Annotated in this window: 21 protein-coding genes; 8 read left to right on the top strand and 13 right to left on the bottom strand. The window is 58.3% G+C overall.

Annotated features, from left to right (window positions below; translation table 11 throughout):
• Window positions 1-116 precede the first annotated feature (116 nt).
• The 3 genes from cysK to V8J88_RS13740 all read right to left on the bottom strand — a co-directional run bounded on the left by cysK (window position 117) and on the right by V8J88_RS13740 (window position 2126).
• Entirely contained in the window at window positions 117-1049 is a 933-nt protein-coding gene (cysK, locus tag V8J88_RS13750; protein WP_338844704.1) for a cysteine synthase A, read from the bottom strand.
• Between the two features lie 24 nt (window positions 1050-1073).
• Window positions 1074-1604: an FKBP-type peptidyl-prolyl cis-trans isomerase gene (locus V8J88_RS13745; RefSeq protein ID WP_338844703.1), complete on the bottom strand. Its 531-nt coding sequence runs from the start codon at window positions 1602-1604 to the stop codon at window positions 1074-1076.
• 99 nt (window positions 1605-1703) lie between these two features.
• On the bottom strand, window positions 1704-2126 hold the full coding sequence (locus V8J88_RS13740; RefSeq protein WP_338844702.1) for a GtrA family protein: 423 nt from the start codon (window positions 2124-2126) through the stop codon (window positions 1704-1706).
• A gap of 161 nt (window positions 2127-2287) precedes the next feature.
• Here V8J88_RS13740 and V8J88_RS13735 point away from each other — a divergent pair, with 161 nt between their 5' ends.
• Genes V8J88_RS13735 through ftsB form a run of 4 tightly spaced genes read left to right on the top strand, consistent with a single transcriptional unit; the run spans window position 2288 to window position 6525 of the window.
• Window positions 2288-3940: a CTP synthase gene (locus tag V8J88_RS13735; RefSeq protein WP_338844701.1), complete on the top strand. Its 1653-nt coding sequence runs from the start codon at window positions 2288-2290 to the stop codon at window positions 3938-3940.
• On the top strand, window positions 3937-4791 hold the full coding sequence (kdsA, locus tag V8J88_RS13730) for a 3-deoxy-8-phosphooctulonate synthase (protein ID WP_338844700.1): 855 nt from the start codon (window positions 3937-3939) through the stop codon (window positions 4789-4791). The genes V8J88_RS13735 and kdsA overlap by 4 nt, the downstream gene beginning before the upstream one ends.
• Before the next feature lie 48 nt (window positions 4792-4839).
• The gene (gene eno / locus V8J88_RS13725) at window positions 4840-6123 is read left to right on the top strand and encodes a phosphopyruvate hydratase (RefSeq protein ID WP_338844699.1); all 1284 of its coding nucleotides are present in this window, start codon (window positions 4840-4842) and stop codon (window positions 6121-6123) included.
• A gap of 36 nt (window positions 6124-6159) precedes the next feature.
• Entirely contained in the window at window positions 6160-6525 is a 366-nt protein-coding gene (ftsB, locus tag V8J88_RS13720; protein WP_338844698.1) for a cell division protein FtsB, read from the top strand.
• Window positions 6526-6890: 365 nt separating this feature from the next.
• Here ftsB and V8J88_RS13715 read toward each other — a convergent pair whose 3' ends face one another.
• The gene (locus V8J88_RS13715) at window positions 6891-7853 is read right to left on the bottom strand and encodes an Hsp33 family molecular chaperone HslO (RefSeq protein WP_338844697.1); all 963 of its coding nucleotides are present in this window, start codon (window positions 7851-7853) and stop codon (window positions 6891-6893) included.
• A 2-nt stretch (window positions 7854-7855) separates the two neighbouring features.
• The gene (locus V8J88_RS13710) at window positions 7856-8392 is read right to left on the bottom strand and encodes a gamma carbonic anhydrase family protein (protein ID WP_338844696.1); all 537 of its coding nucleotides are present in this window, start codon (window positions 8390-8392) and stop codon (window positions 7856-7858) included.
• 127 nt (window positions 8393-8519) lie between these two features.
• Here V8J88_RS13710 and V8J88_RS13705 point away from each other — a divergent pair, with 127 nt between their 5' ends.
• On the top strand, window positions 8520-9398 hold the full coding sequence (locus tag V8J88_RS13705; protein ID WP_338844695.1) for an alpha/beta hydrolase: 879 nt from the start codon (window positions 8520-8522) through the stop codon (window positions 9396-9398).
• On the opposite strand, the gene V8J88_RS13700 is transcribed toward V8J88_RS13705, so the two are convergent.
• Window positions 9399-9764 (bottom strand): hypothetical protein, encoded by a 366-nt coding sequence (locus V8J88_RS13700; protein WP_338844694.1) that lies wholly within the window; start codon window positions 9762-9764, stop codon window positions 9399-9401.
• A gap of 180 nt (window positions 9765-9944) precedes the next feature.
• On the opposite strand from V8J88_RS13700, the gene V8J88_RS13695 reads away from it, so the two are divergent.
• Window positions 9945-10433, top strand: coding sequence for a hypothetical protein (locus V8J88_RS13695; RefSeq protein ID WP_338844693.1), 489 nt, complete (start codon window positions 9945-9947; stop codon window positions 10431-10433).
• Here the strand turns inward: V8J88_RS13695 and V8J88_RS13690 are convergent.
• The 6 genes from V8J88_RS13690 to folD all read right to left on the bottom strand — a co-directional run bounded on the left by V8J88_RS13690 (window position 10422) and on the right by folD (window position 16526).
• Complete coding sequence (locus tag V8J88_RS13690) at window positions 10422-11729, bottom strand: D-amino acid dehydrogenase (RefSeq protein WP_338844692.1); 1308 nt, start codon at window positions 11727-11729, stop codon at window positions 10422-10424. The genes V8J88_RS13695 and V8J88_RS13690 overlap by 12 nt on opposite strands.
• Before the next feature lie 171 nt (window positions 11730-11900).
• The gene (locus V8J88_RS13685) at window positions 11901-12443 is read right to left on the bottom strand and encodes a hypothetical protein (RefSeq protein WP_338844691.1); all 543 of its coding nucleotides are present in this window, start codon (window positions 12441-12443) and stop codon (window positions 11901-11903) included.
• Window positions 12444-12464: 21 nt separating this feature from the next.
• Entirely contained in the window at window positions 12465-12899 is a 435-nt protein-coding gene (locus V8J88_RS13680) for a DNA polymerase III subunit chi (RefSeq protein WP_338844690.1), read from the bottom strand.
• A gap of 2 nt (window positions 12900-12901) precedes the next feature.
• Window positions 12902-13528, bottom strand: coding sequence for a glutaredoxin family protein (locus V8J88_RS13675; protein WP_338844689.1), 627 nt, complete (start codon window positions 13526-13528; stop codon window positions 12902-12904).
• A 14-nt stretch (window positions 13529-13542) separates the two neighbouring features.
• Window positions 13543-15627 carry a M3 family metallopeptidase gene (locus V8J88_RS13670; protein WP_338844688.1) on the bottom strand — a complete coding sequence of 695 codons (2085 nt, stop codon included), beginning with the start codon at window positions 15625-15627 and terminating at the stop codon, window positions 13543-13545.
• A 38-nt stretch (window positions 15628-15665) separates the two neighbouring features.
• Window positions 15666-16526: a bifunctional methylenetetrahydrofolate dehydrogenase/methenyltetrahydrofolate cyclohydrolase FolD gene (gene folD / locus V8J88_RS13665; protein ID WP_338844687.1), complete on the bottom strand. Its 861-nt coding sequence runs from the start codon at window positions 16524-16526 to the stop codon at window positions 15666-15668.
• Between folD and V8J88_RS13660 the strand changes: the two genes are divergently transcribed.
• Both V8J88_RS13660 and V8J88_RS13655 read left to right on the top strand, forming a co-directional pair.
• Window positions 16431-16688, top strand: a complete 258-nt coding sequence (locus tag V8J88_RS13660) for a hypothetical protein (RefSeq protein WP_338849989.1) — start codon at window positions 16431-16433, stop codon at window positions 16686-16688. The two genes, folD and V8J88_RS13660, sit on opposite strands and share 96 nt — an antisense overlap.
• Window positions 16689-16922: 234 nt before the next feature.
• The gene (locus V8J88_RS13655; protein WP_338844686.1) at window positions 16923-17087 is read left to right on the top strand and encodes a hypothetical protein; all 165 of its coding nucleotides are present in this window, start codon (window positions 16923-16925) and stop codon (window positions 17085-17087) included.
• 14 nt (window positions 17088-17101) lie between these two features.
• Here V8J88_RS13655 and V8J88_RS13650 read toward each other — a convergent pair whose 3' ends face one another.
• Window positions 17102-17584 carry a GNAT family N-acetyltransferase gene (locus V8J88_RS13650; RefSeq protein WP_338844685.1) on the bottom strand — a complete coding sequence of 161 codons (483 nt, stop codon included), beginning with the start codon at window positions 17582-17584 and terminating at the stop codon, window positions 17102-17104.
• Between the last annotated feature and the right edge of the window lie 14 nt (window positions 17585-17598).

The following is a 17598-nucleotide window of genomic DNA, read 5'->3' as shown; positions in this document are numbered from 1 at the left end:
TGTAGGAGTGCGGCGGCGGGAGGTGGGCAAGGGCTGTCAGCGCAGGCCCTTGCCTGTGGTGTTTGCGCCGCGCAGCCTTGCCAGATGGCAAGCACGCGTGGCGCGCCAACCCAAGTTTATTCACCCAGATGGGCAAACAGCGCAGTGCTCAGATAACGCTCGCCAAAGGAGGGGATGATCACCACAATATTTTTGCCGGCGTTTTCCGGGCGCGCGGCAACTTGCAGCGCGGCCCAGATTGCCGCACCGGAAGAAATGCCGACCAATAAACCTTCATCTTTGGCGGCATTGCGCGCAGTCTCGAAAGCATCGTCGTTTTTCACGCGGATGATTTCATCATAAATCCCGGTGTTCAGAATCTGCGGCACAAAGCCGGCCCCAATCCCTTGAATCGGGTGCGGCCCTTTCACCCCGCCGGACAGCACCGGGGACGCATCCGGCTCCACTGCAATGATTTGCAGGCCGGGCTTGCGTTCTTTTAAGACTTCGCCCACGCCGGTGATGGTGCCGCCGGTGCCGATGCCGGACACCACGATATCCACCTGGCCATCCGTGTCGCGCCAGATTTCTTCTGCGGTGGTGCGGCGGTGGATTGCCGGGTTGGCCGGATTTTTAAACTGTTGCAACATCAGATAACGCGGGTCAGAAGCGGCCAGTTCTTCCGCTTTTTTAATCGCCCCGCCCATACCTTCCGCGCCCGGCGTCAACACCAGTTCCGCGCCATATGCGCGCAACAGCATGCGCCGCTCACGGCTCATGGTTTCCGGCATGGTCAGGGTGCAGCGGTAGCCGCGCGCCGCACACACCATGGCCAGCGCGATGCCGGTATTGCCGCTGGTCGGCTCGACGATGATGGTGTCGGCTTTGATCAAGCCGGCTTCTTCAGCCGCGCTGATCATGGCCAGGCCGATGCGGTCTTTGACGCTGTGTGCAGGATTGAAAAATTCCAGCTTGCCCAGCACGGCGGCCTTGTCTGCGCCCGGCAGACGGCGCAGGCGCACCAGTGGTGTATTGCCGATCAGTTCAGTGACATCATTTGCGATACGCATTACTTTCTCCTCTTGCCTTGAGCATCAATCATGTACTTTGACCAGCTCCACATCGAAAATCAATGTGGAGTCGGGCGGAATCAAACCATTGCCGATATTTCGCTTGCCATACGCCAATTCGGGCGGGATGGTCAGGGTGCGCTTGCCGCCTTCCTTCATGCCGGCCACCCCCAGTTCCCAGCCTTTGATGACGCGCCCGCCGCCGAGCGGGAAGCGGAACAAGCCGCGTCCGAGCGAAGAGTCAAATTTCTTGCCGCGCCCATCGCGCACTTTCAAGTCTTGCAGCCAGCCGGTGTAATGCACTTCCACATCATGTCCCGGGGTGGCTTCGCGGCCCTTGCCGGGTTTGACTTCTTTGATGCCCAATTGCGGCGCGGGCGGCGTTTCCGGGGCTGCCGCCGGCGCGCCGCTGTCTGTGGCGGAGGCGGCTGCCGTGGCGCTGGCGGTGGCCTCTGCCGGCGCGGATGCCGGCGCTTGTTCAGCCCGGGCGCCAAATGCGCACAACAGGGACAGGGAAATAGATAGGGAAAGGGCGGTGAGCGGGCGGGTGTTCATACAGGCATCCAGGGGCGCATGCGCGAAAAAATGAAAACGCCATCATAACAAGACTGCGCCTGGCCGCCTGCGGCATTTCAAGATTTCTTCGTTCTATCCTTATGCCCGAAACACCCACCATTTGGCGGCGCAGAAATTAAACAGCATGCCGGCTAAGGAGCCGGCCACAACAGCTGCCGGCGCCAGCCACCAGGCAGGCCGGCAGAAATACAGCACGGCCCCGGAGGCGGCCAGGTTCAAGAGACCGCCGCCGCTCATGGCTAACAGATATTGCAGCCATTCCAGCCACAGCGGCTTGCCATGGGGGACGGCGGCAAAGGTGAAATGGCGGTTGAGCAGCCAGGTGGCGCACACTGCGCCCAAAAACGCCGCCAGTCGCGCAAGATAAGGATTGCACGCCAGCTGCAGCAGCAAGCCCAACAGCGCCATATCCACCAGCAGACCGACTACGCCGGCGGCGGCGAAGCGCCAATGCTGTTGTTGCAGCAGGCGGCGGGCGCGGCTTGTGAATTCGCTCATCATGAATCGTAGTCAACACTGCGCAAGAACAGTGCGCATAAACACAGCAGGGCGGCCATTATAACTTGCCCCGGCACAGCCGGGATTTTGCGGCGCAGCATCAAGTTTTGCGCAAAAGCGGTTATAATTCCGATTTCCCGCTTGCGCCTTTGGCGCCTTCTGCAATGACCAAGTTCGTATTCATCACGGGTGGTGTCGTGTCTTCCCTTGGTAAAGGGATCGCCGCTGCTTCCCTCGCCGCCATCCTCGAATCGCGCGGCCTCAAAGTCACCATGCTCAAGCTCGATCCGTACATCAACGTCGATCCGGGCACCATGAGTCCCTTCCAGCACGGCGAGGTGTTCGTCACCGATGACGGCGCTGAAACCGATCTCGATCTGGGCCACTATGAGCGCTTTATCACCGCGCGCATGCGCAAGGTGAATAATTTCACCACCGGCCAGATTTACGAATCGGTGATCCGCAAGGAACGCCGTGGCGAATACCTGGGCAAAACGGTGCAAGTGATTCCGCACATCACCAATGAAATCCAGGATTTCATTCACCGTGGCGCGGAAGGTTCGGATGTGGCGCTGGTGGAAATCGGCGGCACGGTGGGCGATATCGAATCGCTGCCGTTCTTGGAAGCCGCGCGCCAGTTATCGCTGCGCGCCGGGCGCAAATCTTCCGCCTTTGTGCACCTGACCCTGGTGCCTTATCTGGTTTCCGCCGGCGAGCTGAAAACCAAGCCGACCCAGCACAGCGTGCAAAAGCTGCGTGAAATCGGTATTTCGCCGGACGCCCTGTTGTGCCGCGCCGACCGCCGCATTCCCGACGATGAACGCGCCAAAATCTCGCTCTTCTCCAACATCGAAGAAGCCGCCGTGATTTCGGTGTGGGACGTGGACACCATCTACAAGATTCCGCAAATGCTGCATGACCAGGGTTTGGACGCCATCGTCTGCGAGCGGCTGGGCATCGAAGCGCCGGCCGCCAATCTGGAAATGTGGACGCGCTTAGTGCATGCGCTGGAGCATCCCAAGCATGAAGTCACTATCGGCATGGTCGGCAAATATGTCGATCTGACTGAATCTTATAAATCACTCACCGAAGCCTTGCGCCACGCCGGCATCCATACCGAATGCCGCGTCAATATTGAGTACATTGATTCGGAAGAAATCGACGCGCAAGGCTGCGCCTCGCTGCAAAAATTCGACGCGATTTTAGTGCCGGGCGGGTTTGGCAAGCGCGGCGTGGAGGGCAAGATCAAAGCCGCCCGTTTTGCGCGCGAAAACAAGATTCCTTACCTTGGCATTTGCTTAGGCATGCAAGTGGCCCTGATTGAATTTGCCCGCCACAAAGCCGGCATGTCGCACGCCAATTCCAGCGAATTCGATCTCGACACCGAACAGCCGGTGGTGGCCTTGATCACTGAATGGCAAAACCGCGATGGCAAAATCGAGCGCCGCGATGAAAATTCCGACCTCGGCGGCACCATGCGCTTAGGCGCGCAGACCTGCGCCGTGAAGCCGGGCACGCTGGCGGCGGAAATCTATGGCAGCGTGGTGACCGAGCGTCATCGCCACCGTTACGAAGGCAATAACCATTATCTGCCGCGCATTGAAGCCGCCGGCTTGGTGGTGTCGGCCCGCACGCCGAATGAAAATCTGCTGGAAATCATGGAATTGCCGCGTGAAGGCGAAAACGCCCATCCCTGGTTTTTGGGCGTGCAATTCCATCCTGAATTCAAATCCACGCCGCGCAATGGCCATCCGCTGTTTATCTCTTACATCAAAGCTGCGCTGGCGCATGCCAAGGCGCAAGGAGAAGCAGCATGAAGCTGTGCGGATTTGAAGTCGGCTTGCATCAACCGTTTTTCCTGATCGCCGGCCCCTGCGTCATTGAGTCCGAACAAATGGCCCTGGACACTGCCGGCGCTTTGAAAGACATCACTGCCGCCTTGGGCATTCCATTTATCTACAAATCATCGTTTGACAAGGCAAACCGCTCGTCCGGTACGTCTTTCCGTGGTTTGGGCATGGAAAAAGGGCTGCAGATTTTAGCCAAAGTCAAACAGCAAATCGGTGTGCCGGTGTTGACCGATGTGCATGAAATTGATGAAATCGCGCCGGTGGCTGCGGTGGTCGATGTGCTGCAGACCCCGGCTTTTCTGTGCCGTCAAACCGATTTCATCAGCGCATGCGCGCGTTCCGGCAAGCCGGTGAATATCAAAAAAGGCCAGTTCTTAGCCCCGCACGATATGAAAAACGTGATGGACAAGGCGAAAATGGCGGCGCGCAGCGCAGGTTTGCCGGATGATCAGTTCATGGCGTGCGAGCGCGGCGTATCGTTTGGCTATAACAACCTGGTGTCGGATATGCGTTCGCTGGCGATCATGCGCGAAACCGGTTGTCCGGTGGTGTTTGACGCCACGCATTCGGTGCAATTGCCGGGCGGGCAGGGCGCATCCTCGGGCGGGCAGCGCGAATTCGTGCCGGTTTTGGCGCGTGCGGCGGTGGCCGCTGGCATCTGCGGCCTGTTCATGGAAACCCATCCCGATCCGGCCAAGGCGCTCTCCGACGGCCCCAACGCCGTGCCGCTGGGACGCATGAAAGAATTGCTGGCCAATCTGCAACAAATTGATTTAGTGGTCAAACGCATGGGCTTTTTAGAGCAGGATTTTGCCTGATTGCGTGACGGCTGCGAATGGGATTTTTACTTCTGACTGGAGATGCAAATGAGTGCAATCGTTGACATTATCGGGCGTGAAATCATCGACTCGCGCGGCAATCCGACCGTCGAATGCGATGTCTTGCTGGAGTCTGGCGTGATGGGACGCGCCGCAGTGCCGTCCGGCGCTTCGACCGGCTCGCGTGAAGCGATTGAATTGCGCGATGGCGACAAAAGCCGCTATTTCGGCAAGGGTGTATTGAAGGCTTGCGAGCACATCAACACGGAAATCTCAGAAGCCATCATGGGTTTGGACGCCAACGAACAGGCATTTCTGGATCAGACCCTGATCGATCTGGATGGCACAGAAAACAAATCGCGCTTAGGCGCCAACGCCATGCTGGCGGTTTCGATGGCGGTGGCCAAGGCTGCAGCTGAAGAAGCCGGTCTGCCGCTGTACCGTTATTTCGGCGGTTCGGGCCGTATGCAAATGCCGGTGCCGATGATGAACGTGATCAATGGCGGCGCACATGCCGACAACAACCTGGATATCCAGGAATTCATGATCATCCCGGTCGGCGCGCCTTCTTTCAAAGAAGCCATCCGCTATGGCGCGGAAGTGTTCCACACGCTCAAGAAAATCCTGCACGACAAGGGTTTGACCACAGCGGTGGGCGATGAAGGCGGTTTTGCGCCTTCGGTGGCGAATCACGAAGAAGCGATCAAGCTGATCATCTCCGCGATTGAACAAGCCGGCTACGAGCCGGGCCGCCAAATCGCCCTGGGCCTGGATTGCGCCGCCAGCGAATTCTACAAAGACGGTAAATACCATCTGGAAGGCGAGGGTTTGGTGTTGTCGGCGGAAGATTTCACCAATCTGCTTGACACCTGGTGCGATAAATACCCGATTATCTCGATTGAAGACGCGATGGCTGAAGGCGACTGGGAAGGTTGGGCCAAGCTGACCGCCAAACTCGGCAAGCGCGTGCAATTGGTGGGCGACGATCTGTTTGTCACCAACACCAAGATTTTGAAAGAAGGCATCCAGCGCGATATCGCCAACTCGATCCTGATCAAAATCAATCAAATCGGCACCCTGACCGAAACCTTTGCCGCCATCGAAATGGCGAAACGCGCCGGCTACACCGCCGTGATTTCGCACCGCTCCGGCGAAACCGAAGATTCGACGATTGCGGATATCGCAGTGGGGTTGAACGCTCTGCAGATCAAAACCGGCTCGATGTCGCGTTCTGACCGTATGGCCAAATACAACCAACTGCTGCGTATCGAGGAAGATCTGGGCGACATCGCCAGCTACCCCGGCCGCGACGCTTTCTACAATCTGAAGTAAGCAAAGCAACGCCGGGGCAACCCGGCGTTTTTCCTCATGCGCATTATTGCCCTGTGCTTAGCCGGCCTGCTGATCTTGATCCAATACCCTTTGTGGTTGGGCAAGGGCGGCTGGCTGCGCGTGTGGGAAATGGAAAAGCAGGTGGCGCAGGCGCATAAAAAAAACGATGAACTCAAGGCCCGCAACGCCACGCTGGAATCTGAAGTCGCCGATTTAAAGCAGGGCACCGAGTCGATAGAAGAACGCGCCCGCTTTGAGCTGGGTATGATCAAAGACGACGAAGTTTTTGTGCAAGTGGTGGATGGCGGCGATGAACCGAGCCGCATTCCCCGTTCACCGGATGCGCCGGCAGCACAACACAAAGCCACCGCAGCGCCAATTGCAGCGCGGCTGCGCCACTAAGTCAGGGCGAACGCCACCCCCGAAAAGCTGGGGGTCTTGTTGCGGGTGTCCGTGATACTGTTCCTGCGGGGCTTGTCGGAGCACATTGTTTTTTGCCGTTCGTGCTGAGCTTGTCGAAGCACGGATTTTCCTTTCGCAACCATGCCCTTCGACAGGCTCAGGGCGAACGGCTCCCGAAAAGCTGGAGGTCTTGTTGCGGGTGTCCGTGATACCGTTCCTGCCGGGCTTGTCGGAGCACATTGTGTTGGCTGCGGCGCCGGCGCTGTTTGCGGGAGTGATTTCAGTCGCGCATCGCATTGAGCGTATTTGCGGCACACAAACTGCGCGGCTGACCGGTTTCATTCTGCAGCCTCTCACGGCAGGTTTTAATGCCTGGTTCCCTGCGCCTCTCCGCTGCCGCCGTCGCCAATAAACAACTGCGCGCAATCCACCGCATCAAACAGATAATTGCGGCCACAGAATTGGCAGGCGACTTCCAGCTTGCCGACATCGGCCAAGGCGGATTCGATTTCATCGCGCCCCATCATTTTCAGCATATTGCCCACTTTCTCGCGCGAGCAGGGGCAGAAAAAGCGCAGTTCCTGGGCGTCAAATAAGCGCATATCCTGTTCCCAGAATAAGCGGTGCAATAACACCCCCACATCCACCGCCAGCATTTCTGCACTTTTCACGGTGTTGCACAGCGCTTGCAATTGCAGCCAGCCCTGGCTTTGCCGCTCGGCCACTTCCGCCGCTTGCTCCGGACTCATCACGCCGCCGTGCGAGGGCATTTTTTGCAGCAACAGGCCGCGCGCATATTCGCCGTTCGCCGCCAACATCAATTCCGTATCGACTTGCTCCGAGCGCAGCATATAGTGCTGCAAGGCTTGTGCGATATTGTCGCCATCCAGCGGCACAATGCCTTTATACGGTTGTTGCTGATTTTTGCCGGCCAAGGTCAACATAAAGCGGCCGCGTCCTTCACGGTTGACCAGGCTTTGAAAGCTGGCGTCGGCGGCCAGGGCGCCGGCATCCGGGGCCAGGGTGGCGGTGGCGCGCACCTGTTGCCCGCTTTCACATTCCGCCACCAAGAGCTTGACCGGGCCATCGCCGTGAATTTGCAAAATAATGCTGCCGTCAAATTTCAGCGAAGCTGACAGCAAACAGGCCGCCGCCAATAATTCGCCCAGCAGGCTTTGCACCACCGTCGGATAATTGTGCTCGCCCTGCGATTGGCGCCAGCTTTCACTCAAGGCGGCCACGCTGCCGCGCACCGCCAAGTCGTCAAACATGAATCTTTGCAAGCTGTCGTGGCTGGCCACCGCTTGCAGCATACTTTCCTTATCCATCTTTATTTCTTTTCTGCTGTTACGGGCTGCAATTGGCTGGCGTATTCCACCGCCCGTTGAATGTAAATATCCGCCGCCTTGTGCATGGTGACGATTTCTTCTTCGGTCAGCGTGCGCGCCACGCGCGCCGGACTGCCGATGATCAGGCTGTTATCCGGGAATTGCTTACCCTCAGTCACCAGGGCGCCGGCCCCGACCAGGCAGTTTTGGCCGATCACCGCGCCATTCAAGACCACCGCTTGAATTCCGATCAGGCTGCCTGCGCCTACCGTGCAGCCATGCAGCATCGCTTGATGTCCGATGGTGACGCGCGCGCCGATCGTGAGCGGATAACCGGGGTCGGTGTGCATCACCGTGTTTTCCTGCACATTGCTGCCGGCGCCAATCTCTATCCATTCATTGTCGCCGCGCAGCGTGGCGCCAAACCAGACCGAGCTTTGCGCACCCAGCTTAACCTTGCCGATGATGGTGGCGTTATCGGCGACCCAGGCGTCGGCGGCGATTTCCGGCTGGCGTGCGCCCAATTCATATACAGGCATGTGCATTCCTCTCGCGTACAAAAACGGTATTGTACCTTGTGCAGAACGACGCAATGAGAACGCCTGCAGCTTAGGCCAAGCTCGCATATACTATGCGAACGGTCGTTCTATTTTATGGAGAAGCGCCATGCAAGCATCCCGTTCAGAATTTTTGCAAATCCGTGGTTTGCGTTATCACATCAGGCAGTGGGGAGACCCGCAGGCGCCCCGCTTGTTTCTGTTGCATGGCTGGATGGATGTCAGCGCATCATTCCAGTTTATGATTGATGCGCTGCAGCAAGAATGGCATTGCATCGCGCCGGACTGGCGCGGTTTCGGGCTGACCGAGAACAGCGCTTCCGATACCTATTGGTTCGCCGATTATCTGGCGGATCTGGATGCGATCTTTGATCATTATCAGCCTGCGGAGGCAGTCCGCCTGGTGGGGCACAGCATGGGCGGCAATGTGGCGATGTTGTATGCCGGCGTCAAGCCGGAGCGGGTGGCTGCGCTGGCAAATCTGGAAGGGTTTGGCTTACCGGCCACCGACCCGGCGCAGGCGCCGCGCAGGATGCGTCATTGGCTGGATGAAATCAAGCTGGACCTCTCGATGCGTCCCTATGATGATTTGCAGCAGGTGCAAAAGCGTTTGCAAAAGAATAATCCACGCTTATCTGATGCGCGTGCCGCGTTTTTGGCGCAACATTGGGCGCGCCAGGGTCGTGATGGCAAGTGGCAGATTCTGGGCGATGTGGCGCATAAGCGCAATGGGCCGCTGCTATATCAGGTGGAGCAGATCATGGCGGCCTGGCGTCAGATCAGCGCCCCGGTTTTATGGATTGAAGGGGCGCAGACGGATGTCTCGAAATGGTTCGGGCCGGAGCCGGCTTTCCGCACGGAAATCGAGCGCCGCATCGGCCATTTGCAGCAGGTGCAACGCCATGTCCTGCCGGACGCCGGCCATATGCTGCACCATGATCAACCGGAATTGCTGGCGCAGTTGCTGGAAGATTTTATGCCGCGCTGATCAGCTGCGGGCTTCTTGCCGCCGCAATGCCCGGGCGGTCCACAGGGCGCCCGCCAAATCGACCGCGCCAAATAAAATCAATTGCCACGGGGCCTGCCAGAAGGTGATCAGCAGGCCGCACATCACAAAAAACAAGGTGCGCCCCACAACGCTGGCGCGGAAAAAAGCATGCACTCCCGCGCTGGCGCAAGCCCAATAGTAAAACCCCAAAATAAAGGCAATCACGCCCAATACATGCACCCAGATTTCCTGCGTCGTGGCGATGCCGAATAAGCCGAGCAGCAGATTGGGGACGAATAACAGAATCAAGCCGGTGGCCATGGCGTAAGCGCCGAAGCATTTTACGGTGAAGGCGGGGTTTTGCATGCTGTTTTCTCCTGAGTTATCGCGGCCAAGGTAAGGTCTGCCGCAAGGCGCGGCCAGCGGATTATTTTACGCTGCCCCGTACTGATGTCTGGCATTGCGCATACAATGATCTGATTCTCACTAAGAGTGCATATTATGAAGAAAATCATCAGCAGCGCTTGTTTGTCAGCTTTTTGCCTGATGGCGGCGGCGCAAAGTCCGGTTCCGCCTGAATTGGAGCGGGCGAGGAATAATCTGAAGACGAAGTGCGAGAGTTTAAGTAACAATCCTGTCAAGGAATTTTACCAGGAAGAACTCAGGAAAGCGCAATGTGAGTGTACGACGGCAAAATTCGATGCGCTTACACCGCAAGAGGGGGAGCAGGATATGACGCCGCGCATTCTGCGCGCGGTGGCAGAATGCATGGCGCCGGTAATGCGGACCGGCATGCGCGCAATTTGCGATGGAAGAATTCCCATGCCGCCTTTGGCGCCTGAATATAAGAAACCGCTTTGCGGGTGTTTAGATCAGAAAGAGAGCAAAATCAGCCTCCAGCAGTGGGAAGATGATGTGCTCAAATCCTTTGAAATGGGCGAAGCGCATACGCCTTTGCTCAAAGTCGCCATGAACGAATGCTTCAAAGAGGTGGAGGCGCAGATGGCTGCGCCGAAAAAGAAATCACGCCGCTGACACCGCCAGTGCGGCTTTGGCGCGCGGCGGCATGCCGTAAAATGCGAAATCAACTTCCGGCGCGCGCTGGCTGACAATCTCGGCAATCGCCTTGCCTGAGCCGCAGCCCATGGTCCAGCCCAAGGTGCCATGCCCGGTGTTCAAGAACAGATTGCTGATTTTGCTCTTGCCGATATATGGCACATTGGATGGCGTGAGCGGGCGCAGACCGGTCCAGTACACCGGACTGTCATAGTCGCAGGCGGTTGGAAAGAGTTCGCGCGTGCGTCGTGTCAGCGCCTCGCAGCGGGTGTTGTTGAGTTCGCGCGAATAGCCGTTCAATTCGCAGGTGCCGGCTACGCGCAGGCGGTCGCCGAAGCGCGAAATCACGATTTTATAGCCGTCATCTGTCAGCGAGACCGTTGGCGCAGCCTCCGGATTGATCACAGGGTAGGTGGCGGAATAGCCTTTGCCGGGGTAAATCATTAATGAAATACCGTGCGGGGCCAGCAGGCTTTGCGAAAAACTGCCCAGCGCCACCACAAAGGCGTCGGCGCGCAAGACCTGGTGCCGCCCGGCGGCGTCGATCACTTCCACCCCCGTCACTTTGGCGGCCGCGCCGCTGCCTTCCACCAGCAGGCGGGTAATGCTGGTCTGGTAGCGGAAGTCCACGCCTTTTTGCGCAGCTTTTTGCGCCAGCGCTGAGGTGAACAGATACACATCGCCGGACTCATCGGTGGCGGTGAAATCGCCGCCCACAATTTTGCTGCGGATCCCGGCCAGCGCCGGCTCCAGCCGCACCACTTCCTCCGCGCTGATATTCTCGCGCGGGCAGCCCAGGTCGCGCATCAGCGCCGCCATCGGCAGCGAGTTTTCATATTCTTTGGCATCGGTGTAAAAGTGCAGGATGCCGCGTGACAGATGCTGATAATCAATCCCGATTTCCTGGCGCAGTGCGATCAAGGCCTGGCGGCTGTATTCGGCGATTGCGACGATTTGGCGGATGTTGGCGGCGGTGCGCGCCGGCGTGCATTCGCGCAGGAAGGACAAGGCCCATTTCCATTGCAAAATTTCAGGGCGGAAGCGATACAGCAAGGGCGCGTCTTCCTGGCCCAGCCACTTCAAGACTTTCAGCGGGGCGCTCGGCGTGGCCCAGGGTTCTGCATGCGACACCGAGATTTGTCCGCCGTTGGCAAAGCTGGTTTCCAAGGCCGGGCCGGCGGCGCGCTCAATCACTTGCACATCATGTCCGGCTTGCCGCAAATACCAGGCGGATGCTGTGCCGATGATGCCTGCTCCCAGTACGATGACTTTCATATAATCCCTTTCGTGCGTTGCTGCGGCGCTCAGCCCGCGATGTGTGCTTGCTATAGGGAAATTGTAGGCGTTGATTTCCGCCTTGGGGAAACAAAGGAGTGGTCTGGATTTTTATTTTTCAAAGCATCATTGCAAATGGCTTTGTTTTTTGAAAGTTTTTTGCCATTTCCTTTATTTTTTCAAAGCTTTCAGACGGGAAATTTCTTGCGTCACCGCGCGCGCGATCACTTCCTCTAAAGTCTGCTGCAAACCCTGGCGTAATTCATTTGTCAAGCCGATTAAAGCCAGTTGCAGCACATCAGCCAGACTGTCGCGCACTCTTTGCTCAAGCACGAATTCAATCCGGCCTTGCAGCTGTTTTAAGACTTTTTCCGCCAGGCGGTGTTCGAGTTGTTCCAGGTCTTGGGCGCTCAAGCTGTGCGCCGCTTGGCTTTCCAGGGATTGCAGGGTCAGATTTTGCACTGCGCCGGCGCTGACCTTGAGTTCATCAGCCCCTTCCTGCAGGCGTGTGATGGGATCGGCGATGCGTTGCGCCGGCGCAAGCGGCGCTTTGGCGGGCGGCATGGTCGGGCTGGCGGCCTGCGCCGCGTGTGTGACTGCAGGGGCCGGCGCGGGCGCGGGCGGCGCGCCAGCCGGTGCGTTCGCAGGGGCGATGGGAATGATTTCGGTCAAGACCGGAATCGAGGCGTCAAATGGTGGCGTATGACTGTTCATGTTCAGGGGGGGCGCTCAGATTCAGGGCGTGGCGACGTGGTGGCTCAGTTGCGCCCCCATGCCGTTGTAATCGCGATAACGCTGGCGGCCAAGCAGCAGTTCGTGCTCATCTGCCGGTACGATTTCAATGATGCGGACAAAGCGCGCAGGGTCTTGCACCAGCCGCGTGGTGAGATTGATCAGCAGCAGCGGCTCGCCTTGCGGCGGGTCGATTTCCCGCGTGCTCAGCAGAATCGGGGTGTGCGGCGCGAGCGGATGTTCAACCGTCACATGCGGCAGAAAATCGAGATCGGAAAAAGTCCACAAGGCTTCATCCAGACGCGCCAATTGCCCGGCGTCGCTGTTTAACAGCAAAATGCGCGGCGTATCAGGACGCGCGCGCGCTTTGCGCACCAGACGGCAGCAGTATTGCAGCTTGTCCGGCACGTTGCTGTGAAAGTCGATCCGGGTCGGCATGGTCAGAATTGGAAGCCGGGCGGGGTATTGTCGTTGGGCGCGCGGATGACTTCCACCGGCGTTGGCGTCGGCGTCGGACTGGGGCTTGCGGCGGCGGTTTCTTTGGCTGCTTGCTTGGGCGCCAGCGCTTCTGCTGCGCGGAACTGGTAGTTGCGCGGCAGGATGCTCTTTTCCGGATAGCCGGCAGCGCTCAGACTTTCATTCAGCTGGCCGCTTTCAAACCCTTTCAGACGGGTGCGCCCGACCATGATCAGCGGTAATTCCAGAGTTGGTGCAATGCTGCGGAATTTTTGCTGATCTTCTGCCGTGTTAATGGTTTTTTCCACAAATGGCACACCGCGTTGCTTGAGCTGGCTGCGCGCCGCTTCACACGGCGCGCAATCGCTGGCGCTGTACAGGGTGACCGGTTGATTGCGCACCACCTGCGCCAGCTCATACGGCAAATTGGCTTCCGGGTTGCCGCCGCTGACCGTTTTGCGCTCCACCGACTTGGCCGCATCTTTGGGCGGCGGGGTGTCAGAGTAATGCACTTTGCCATCCGGTCCGACCCATTTATACATTTGGGCGGCAGCCGGAACGGCGCACAGCAGGATTGCCAGGGGCAGACACAGGCGGGCGATCGATTTCATACTTACTCCGGTGTTTAAAGTGGCGAACTCATGCCGCCATGGCGCAACAGTGCCTCAATGCTGGGGGCGCGGCCACGGAAGGCGATGAAGGAATCCAGCGCATCGCGACTTGAACCGACCGCCAGCACTTCCTGCAAAAAGCGCAGGCCGGCCTTGGTTTGCAAGACATTGCCGCCTTCGCCGCATTCTTCCTCAAAAGCGGCAAACGCGTCAGCAGACAGGACTTCCGCCCATTTGTAGCTATAGTAGCCGGCTGCATAGCCGCCCGCAAAGATATGTGCAAAGGCGTGGCAAAAACGATTCCAGGCGGGAGGGATGAGCACAGCGACTTCCTGGCGCACCCGATCAATCAGGTTTTGCAGGGCGGCGCCGTCATGCGGCTCGAAGCCATGGTGCAAACGCATATCGATCAGCGCGAATTCAACCTGGCGCAAAGTGGCCAAGCCGGATTGGAAGTTTTTCGCCGCCAGCATTTTGTCGTAGAGGGCGCGCGGCAGCTGGGCTTTGCTGTGCTGGTGTTCGCTCATTTCCTGCAATACTTCCCAGCGCCAGCAAAAGTTTTCCATCATTTGCGAAGGCAGTTCGACCGCATCCCATTCAACCCCATTGATGCCGGCTAATTCCAGCTCATCCACCTGCGTGAGCAGATGGTGTATGCCATGGCCGAATTCATGGAACAGGGTGATCATTTCCGAATGGTTTAAATACACCATCTGGCGCACCCCGTTTTCTTCCAGCGGCGGGGTGAAGTTGCACACCAGATATGCCTGCGGAGTTTGCACGCCATCATGCAGGCGGCGCCGGCTGCGCGGGTTGTCCATCCAGGCCCCGGCGCGTTTGTGCGCGCGGGCGTACAGGTCGAGCCAGAATTCGCCCAGCAGCTGCTGACCGCGCGTGATGCGGAAAAATTGCACATCCGGATGCCATACCGGTGCGCTGGCGGCTTCAATCTGGACATCAAACAGTTCGCGCAATGCGCCAAACAGGCCCTGCAGCACTTTATCCAGCGGAAAATATTGCTTTACTTCCTGCGCCGAGAACGCGTAATTTTTCTCGCGCATTTTTTCTGACGCATAAGCCAGATCCCAGGCTTGCAAATCGCTGATCCCGAGTTCAGCGGCGGCAAAGGCGCGCAATTGGGCAAAGTCGCGTTCTGCATAAGGGCGGGCGCGGCGCGCCATATCGAGCAGGAAATCAATCACCTGCTGCGGGCTTTGCGCCATTTTCGGCGCCAGCGACAATTCTGCGTAGCTGGCGTAACCCAGCATCTGCGCTTCTTCATGGCGCAAGCGCAACAGCTGCAGAATATTGGCGGTATTGTCCCAGCCGGCGTTATTGGAAAACACTTGCGCCTGGTCTGAGGCGCGCGTGCAATTGGCGCGGTACATCAACTCGCGCAAATTGCGGTTGGCGCAATATTGCAGCACCGGAATCAGGGACGGCTGGTGCAGTGAGAACAGATAGCCATTCAAACCCTTGGCCTGGGCCGCGCTGCGCGCCGCCAGCAGGGCGTCCGGCGGCAGCCCCGTCACTGCCTCTTCGCTGCTTTCGTGGTGCGTGAAATCATTGGTGGCGTCGAGCACATTTTCCGAGAAGCGGGTGGAGAGGGCGGCCATTTCTTCCTGGATGGCGGCAAAGCGCGGCTTGTGCGCATCATCCAGCTCGGCCCCGCCCAAGCGGAAGTCACGCAACTGGCGCTCGACAATGCGTTGCCGCGCCGGGCTCAGACTGGCGAATTCGCTGCTGGCGGCGAGCGCTTTGTATTTGCCGTACAGCGCCAGATTTTGCCCCAGGTCACTGTAGAAGGAGGTGACTTTGGGCTGGTTTTCATTGAAGGCGGCGCGTAATTCCGGGGTGTTGACCACGGTTTGCAAATGATTCACCACGCCCCAGGCGCGCGACAGCGCTTCAGTGCAGAGACTCAAAGGCGCCGCCACCTCATCCCAGCCATAGCCGCATGCTGAAGAGCTGATATGCTCGACACAGGTGCGGCATTGCTGCAGCAGATGTTCAAGGGCCGGTGTGATGTGTTCAGGGTTGATGGCCTGATAATGCACTGCGGGGCCGGTTTGCAGCAAAGGGTTGTCAGTCAAATCCATATCTGTTTCAGGTTCGTCAATATCAGGTCAGGGATGTTTTAAGCACGTTTGGCGAAAGCGCGTTCTGCCGAGAGCAGGGTGTTTTCCAGCAACATGGCGATGGTCATCGGCCCCACGCCGCCCGGCACCGGCGAGATATAGCCGGCCACTTGCTGCACGCCGGCGAAATCGACATCGCCGCACAGCTTGCCTTCTTCATCGCGATTAATGCCAACGTCAATCACCATCGCGCCCGGCTTGACCATGTCCGCCGTCAGGGTGTTGCGCCGGCCTACCGCCGCCACCACGATATCAGCCTGGCGCGTGTGATAAGCCAGATCCGGCGTGCCGCTGTGGCAGATGGTGACGGTGGCGTTGGCTTGCAAGAGCAGCAGCGCCATCGGCTTGCCGACGGTATTGCTGCGCCCAATCACCACTGCGTGCTTGCCGCGCAGATCGACGCCGGTGCTTTCAATCATTTTCATGCAGCCAAACGGGGTGCAGGGGCGAAAACCGGGCAGTCCGGTCATGGTTTCACCCGCGCTCAACACGGAATAACCGTCCACATCCTTGGCCACCGCAATCGCCTCAATCACTTTATGCGGATCAATATGTTTGGGCAGCGGCATTTGCACCAGAATGCCGTGGATGGCAGGATCGGCGTTGAGTTCAGCGATGCGCGCCAGCAAGGCTGCCTCGCTCATATCCGCCTCATATTTTTCCAGCACGGAATGAATGCCGGCTTCGCCGCAGGCTTTGACTTTATTGCGCACATACACATGGCTGGCGGGATCTTCGCCGACCAGAATCACGGCAAGACCTGGTTGCATGCCTTGCGCGGTGAGCGCAGCGGCGCGGCGCGCGCAATCGGCGCGCAGTTGTTGGGAGAGCTGGGTTCCGTTGATCAATTGGGCGGGCATGGCAAAACTCGCAGGCTGAAAATCCAGCATTATAAATCGTTCGCCGCATTGGCACGGCGCACAGATCGCAAGGACGCCGCCGGCGTAAAGAAGTTCCCGCTTAATTTGGGGCAATTTGTTGCTGCTTTGCGCAAGATGTTGTTTTTTAGCGTGAATTCGTGACGCGGGTAAGGATTTGTAATTTTGACATGGAACACTCCCGGTGCTCGGTATAGTGAACACGTTTTCATTGTTTGTTCCCTCCTCCCAGATTACATTGGGTTATGCCCGCGCCGCACACCGCCGCGCGGGCTTTTTTTTGCCAGCATTTGTAAGTTTTCCTTGTGGAAACTCAATCCTTGCGAAAAACTGACGCTATAGCAGGCAGCAGCAGGACGTTGCCAGCGGGAGGGCATCATGGAACAGCAGCAGAAGCAAACGCAGAGCAGGGCGCTCAATGAGGCGCAAGCAGAGCCGGGCCGGGCGCATCAGGCGGCGCCGCAGCCTTGGACGGAAGTGCGTGAAAGTGTGGAGCAACGCATGCGGCGCGAACTGGGTTGGGGTTTGCTGAGCTTGCGTTAAACAGGGCTGCGCTGTCAGCGCGCCAGATGTTCCAGTTCAGCGCCGGTCAGGCGGCAGATGCGCCAGTCGGGCAGCACTTGCGCTCCTAAGCCCTGATAGAAGTCGATTGCGTTTTGATTCCAGTCCAGCACTGACCAGTCAAAACGGCCACAGCCGCGCGCCACAGCAATGCGCGCCAATTCCACCAGCAAATCCCGGCCCAGCCCGAAGCTGCGAAAAGCCGGCTTCACATACAGATCTTCCAGATACAAGCCGCGCTTGCCGACAAAGGTGGAAAAATTGTGATAGTAGAGGGCAAAGGCGGCGGTTTCTTTTTCCGCTATGCCGACCAGGGCCTCACATACCGGGCGCTCGCCAAACAGGGCGTCATGCAAGCCGGCTTCATCGGCTTTGACCAGATGCGATAACTGTTCAAACTCCGCCAATTCGCGGATCATGCCTAAAATCGCCGGAATATCCTGCGGGGTGGCGGCGCGGATCTGAAATTCTGCAGTCATGATATTTCCTGATG

The organism is Massilia sp. W12 (assembly GCF_037300705.1).
GTDB lineage: Bacteria > Pseudomonadota > Gammaproteobacteria > Burkholderiales > Burkholderiaceae_D > JACPVY01.
This window is presented reverse-complemented; position numbering and strand designations above follow the sequence as displayed.

Excerpts from the sequence above, each read along its gene's own strand:
- cysK (WP_338844704.1), bottom strand. The coding sequence starts at position 1,049 with ATGCGTATCGCAAATGATGTCACTGAACTGATCGGCAATACACCACTG.
- V8J88_RS13745 (WP_338844703.1), bottom strand. The coding sequence starts at position 1,604 with ATGAACACCCGCCCGCTCACCGCCCTTTCCCTATCTATTTCCCTGTCC.
- V8J88_RS13740 (WP_338844702.1), bottom strand. The coding sequence starts at position 2,126 with ATGATGAGCGAATTCACAAGCCGCGCCCGCCGCCTGCTGCAACAACAG.
- V8J88_RS13735 (WP_338844701.1), top strand. The coding sequence starts at position 2,288 with ATGACCAAGTTCGTATTCATCACGGGTGGTGTCGTGTCTTCCCTTGGT.
- kdsA (WP_338844700.1), top strand. The coding sequence starts at position 3,937 with ATGAAGCTGTGCGGATTTGAAGTCGGCTTGCATCAACCGTTTTTCCTG.
- eno (WP_338844699.1), top strand. The coding sequence starts at position 4,840 with ATGAGTGCAATCGTTGACATTATCGGGCGTGAAATCATCGACTCGCGC.
- ftsB (WP_338844698.1), top strand. The coding sequence starts at position 6,160 with ATGCGCATTATTGCCCTGTGCTTAGCCGGCCTGCTGATCTTGATCCAA.
- V8J88_RS13715 (WP_338844697.1), bottom strand. The coding sequence starts at position 7,853 with ATGGATAAGGAAAGTATGCTGCAAGCGGTGGCCAGCCACGACAGCTTG.
- V8J88_RS13710 (WP_338844696.1), bottom strand. The coding sequence starts at position 8,392 with ATGCCTGTATATGAATTGGGCGCACGCCAGCCGGAAATCGCCGCCGAC.
- V8J88_RS13705 (WP_338844695.1), top strand. The coding sequence starts at position 8,520 with ATGCAAGCATCCCGTTCAGAATTTTTGCAAATCCGTGGTTTGCGTTAT.
- V8J88_RS13700 (WP_338844694.1), bottom strand. The coding sequence starts at position 9,764 with ATGCAAAACCCCGCCTTCACCGTAAAATGCTTCGGCGCTTACGCCATG.
- V8J88_RS13695 (WP_338844693.1), top strand. The coding sequence starts at position 9,945 with ATGGCGGCGGCGCAAAGTCCGGTTCCGCCTGAATTGGAGCGGGCGAGG.
- V8J88_RS13690 (WP_338844692.1), bottom strand. The coding sequence starts at position 11,729 with ATGAAAGTCATCGTACTGGGAGCAGGCATCATCGGCACAGCATCCGCC.
- V8J88_RS13685 (WP_338844691.1), bottom strand. The coding sequence starts at position 12,443 with ATGAACAGTCATACGCCACCATTTGACGCCTCGATTCCGGTCTTGACC.
- V8J88_RS13680 (WP_338844690.1), bottom strand. The coding sequence starts at position 12,899 with ATGCCGACCCGGATCGACTTTCACAGCAACGTGCCGGACAAGCTGCAA.
- V8J88_RS13675 (WP_338844689.1), bottom strand. The coding sequence starts at position 13,528 with ATGAAATCGATCGCCCGCCTGTGTCTGCCCCTGGCAATCCTGCTGTGC.
- V8J88_RS13670 (WP_338844688.1), bottom strand. The coding sequence starts at position 15,627 with ATGGATTTGACTGACAACCCTTTGCTGCAAACCGGCCCCGCAGTGCAT.
- folD (WP_338844687.1), bottom strand. The coding sequence starts at position 16,526 with ATGCCCGCCCAATTGATCAACGGAACCCAGCTCTCCCAACAACTGCGC.
- V8J88_RS13655 (WP_338844686.1), top strand. The coding sequence starts at position 16,923 with ATGGAACAGCAGCAGAAGCAAACGCAGAGCAGGGCGCTCAATGAGGCG.
- V8J88_RS13650 (WP_338844685.1), bottom strand. The coding sequence starts at position 17,584 with ATGACTGCAGAATTTCAGATCCGCGCCGCCACCCCGCAGGATATTCCG.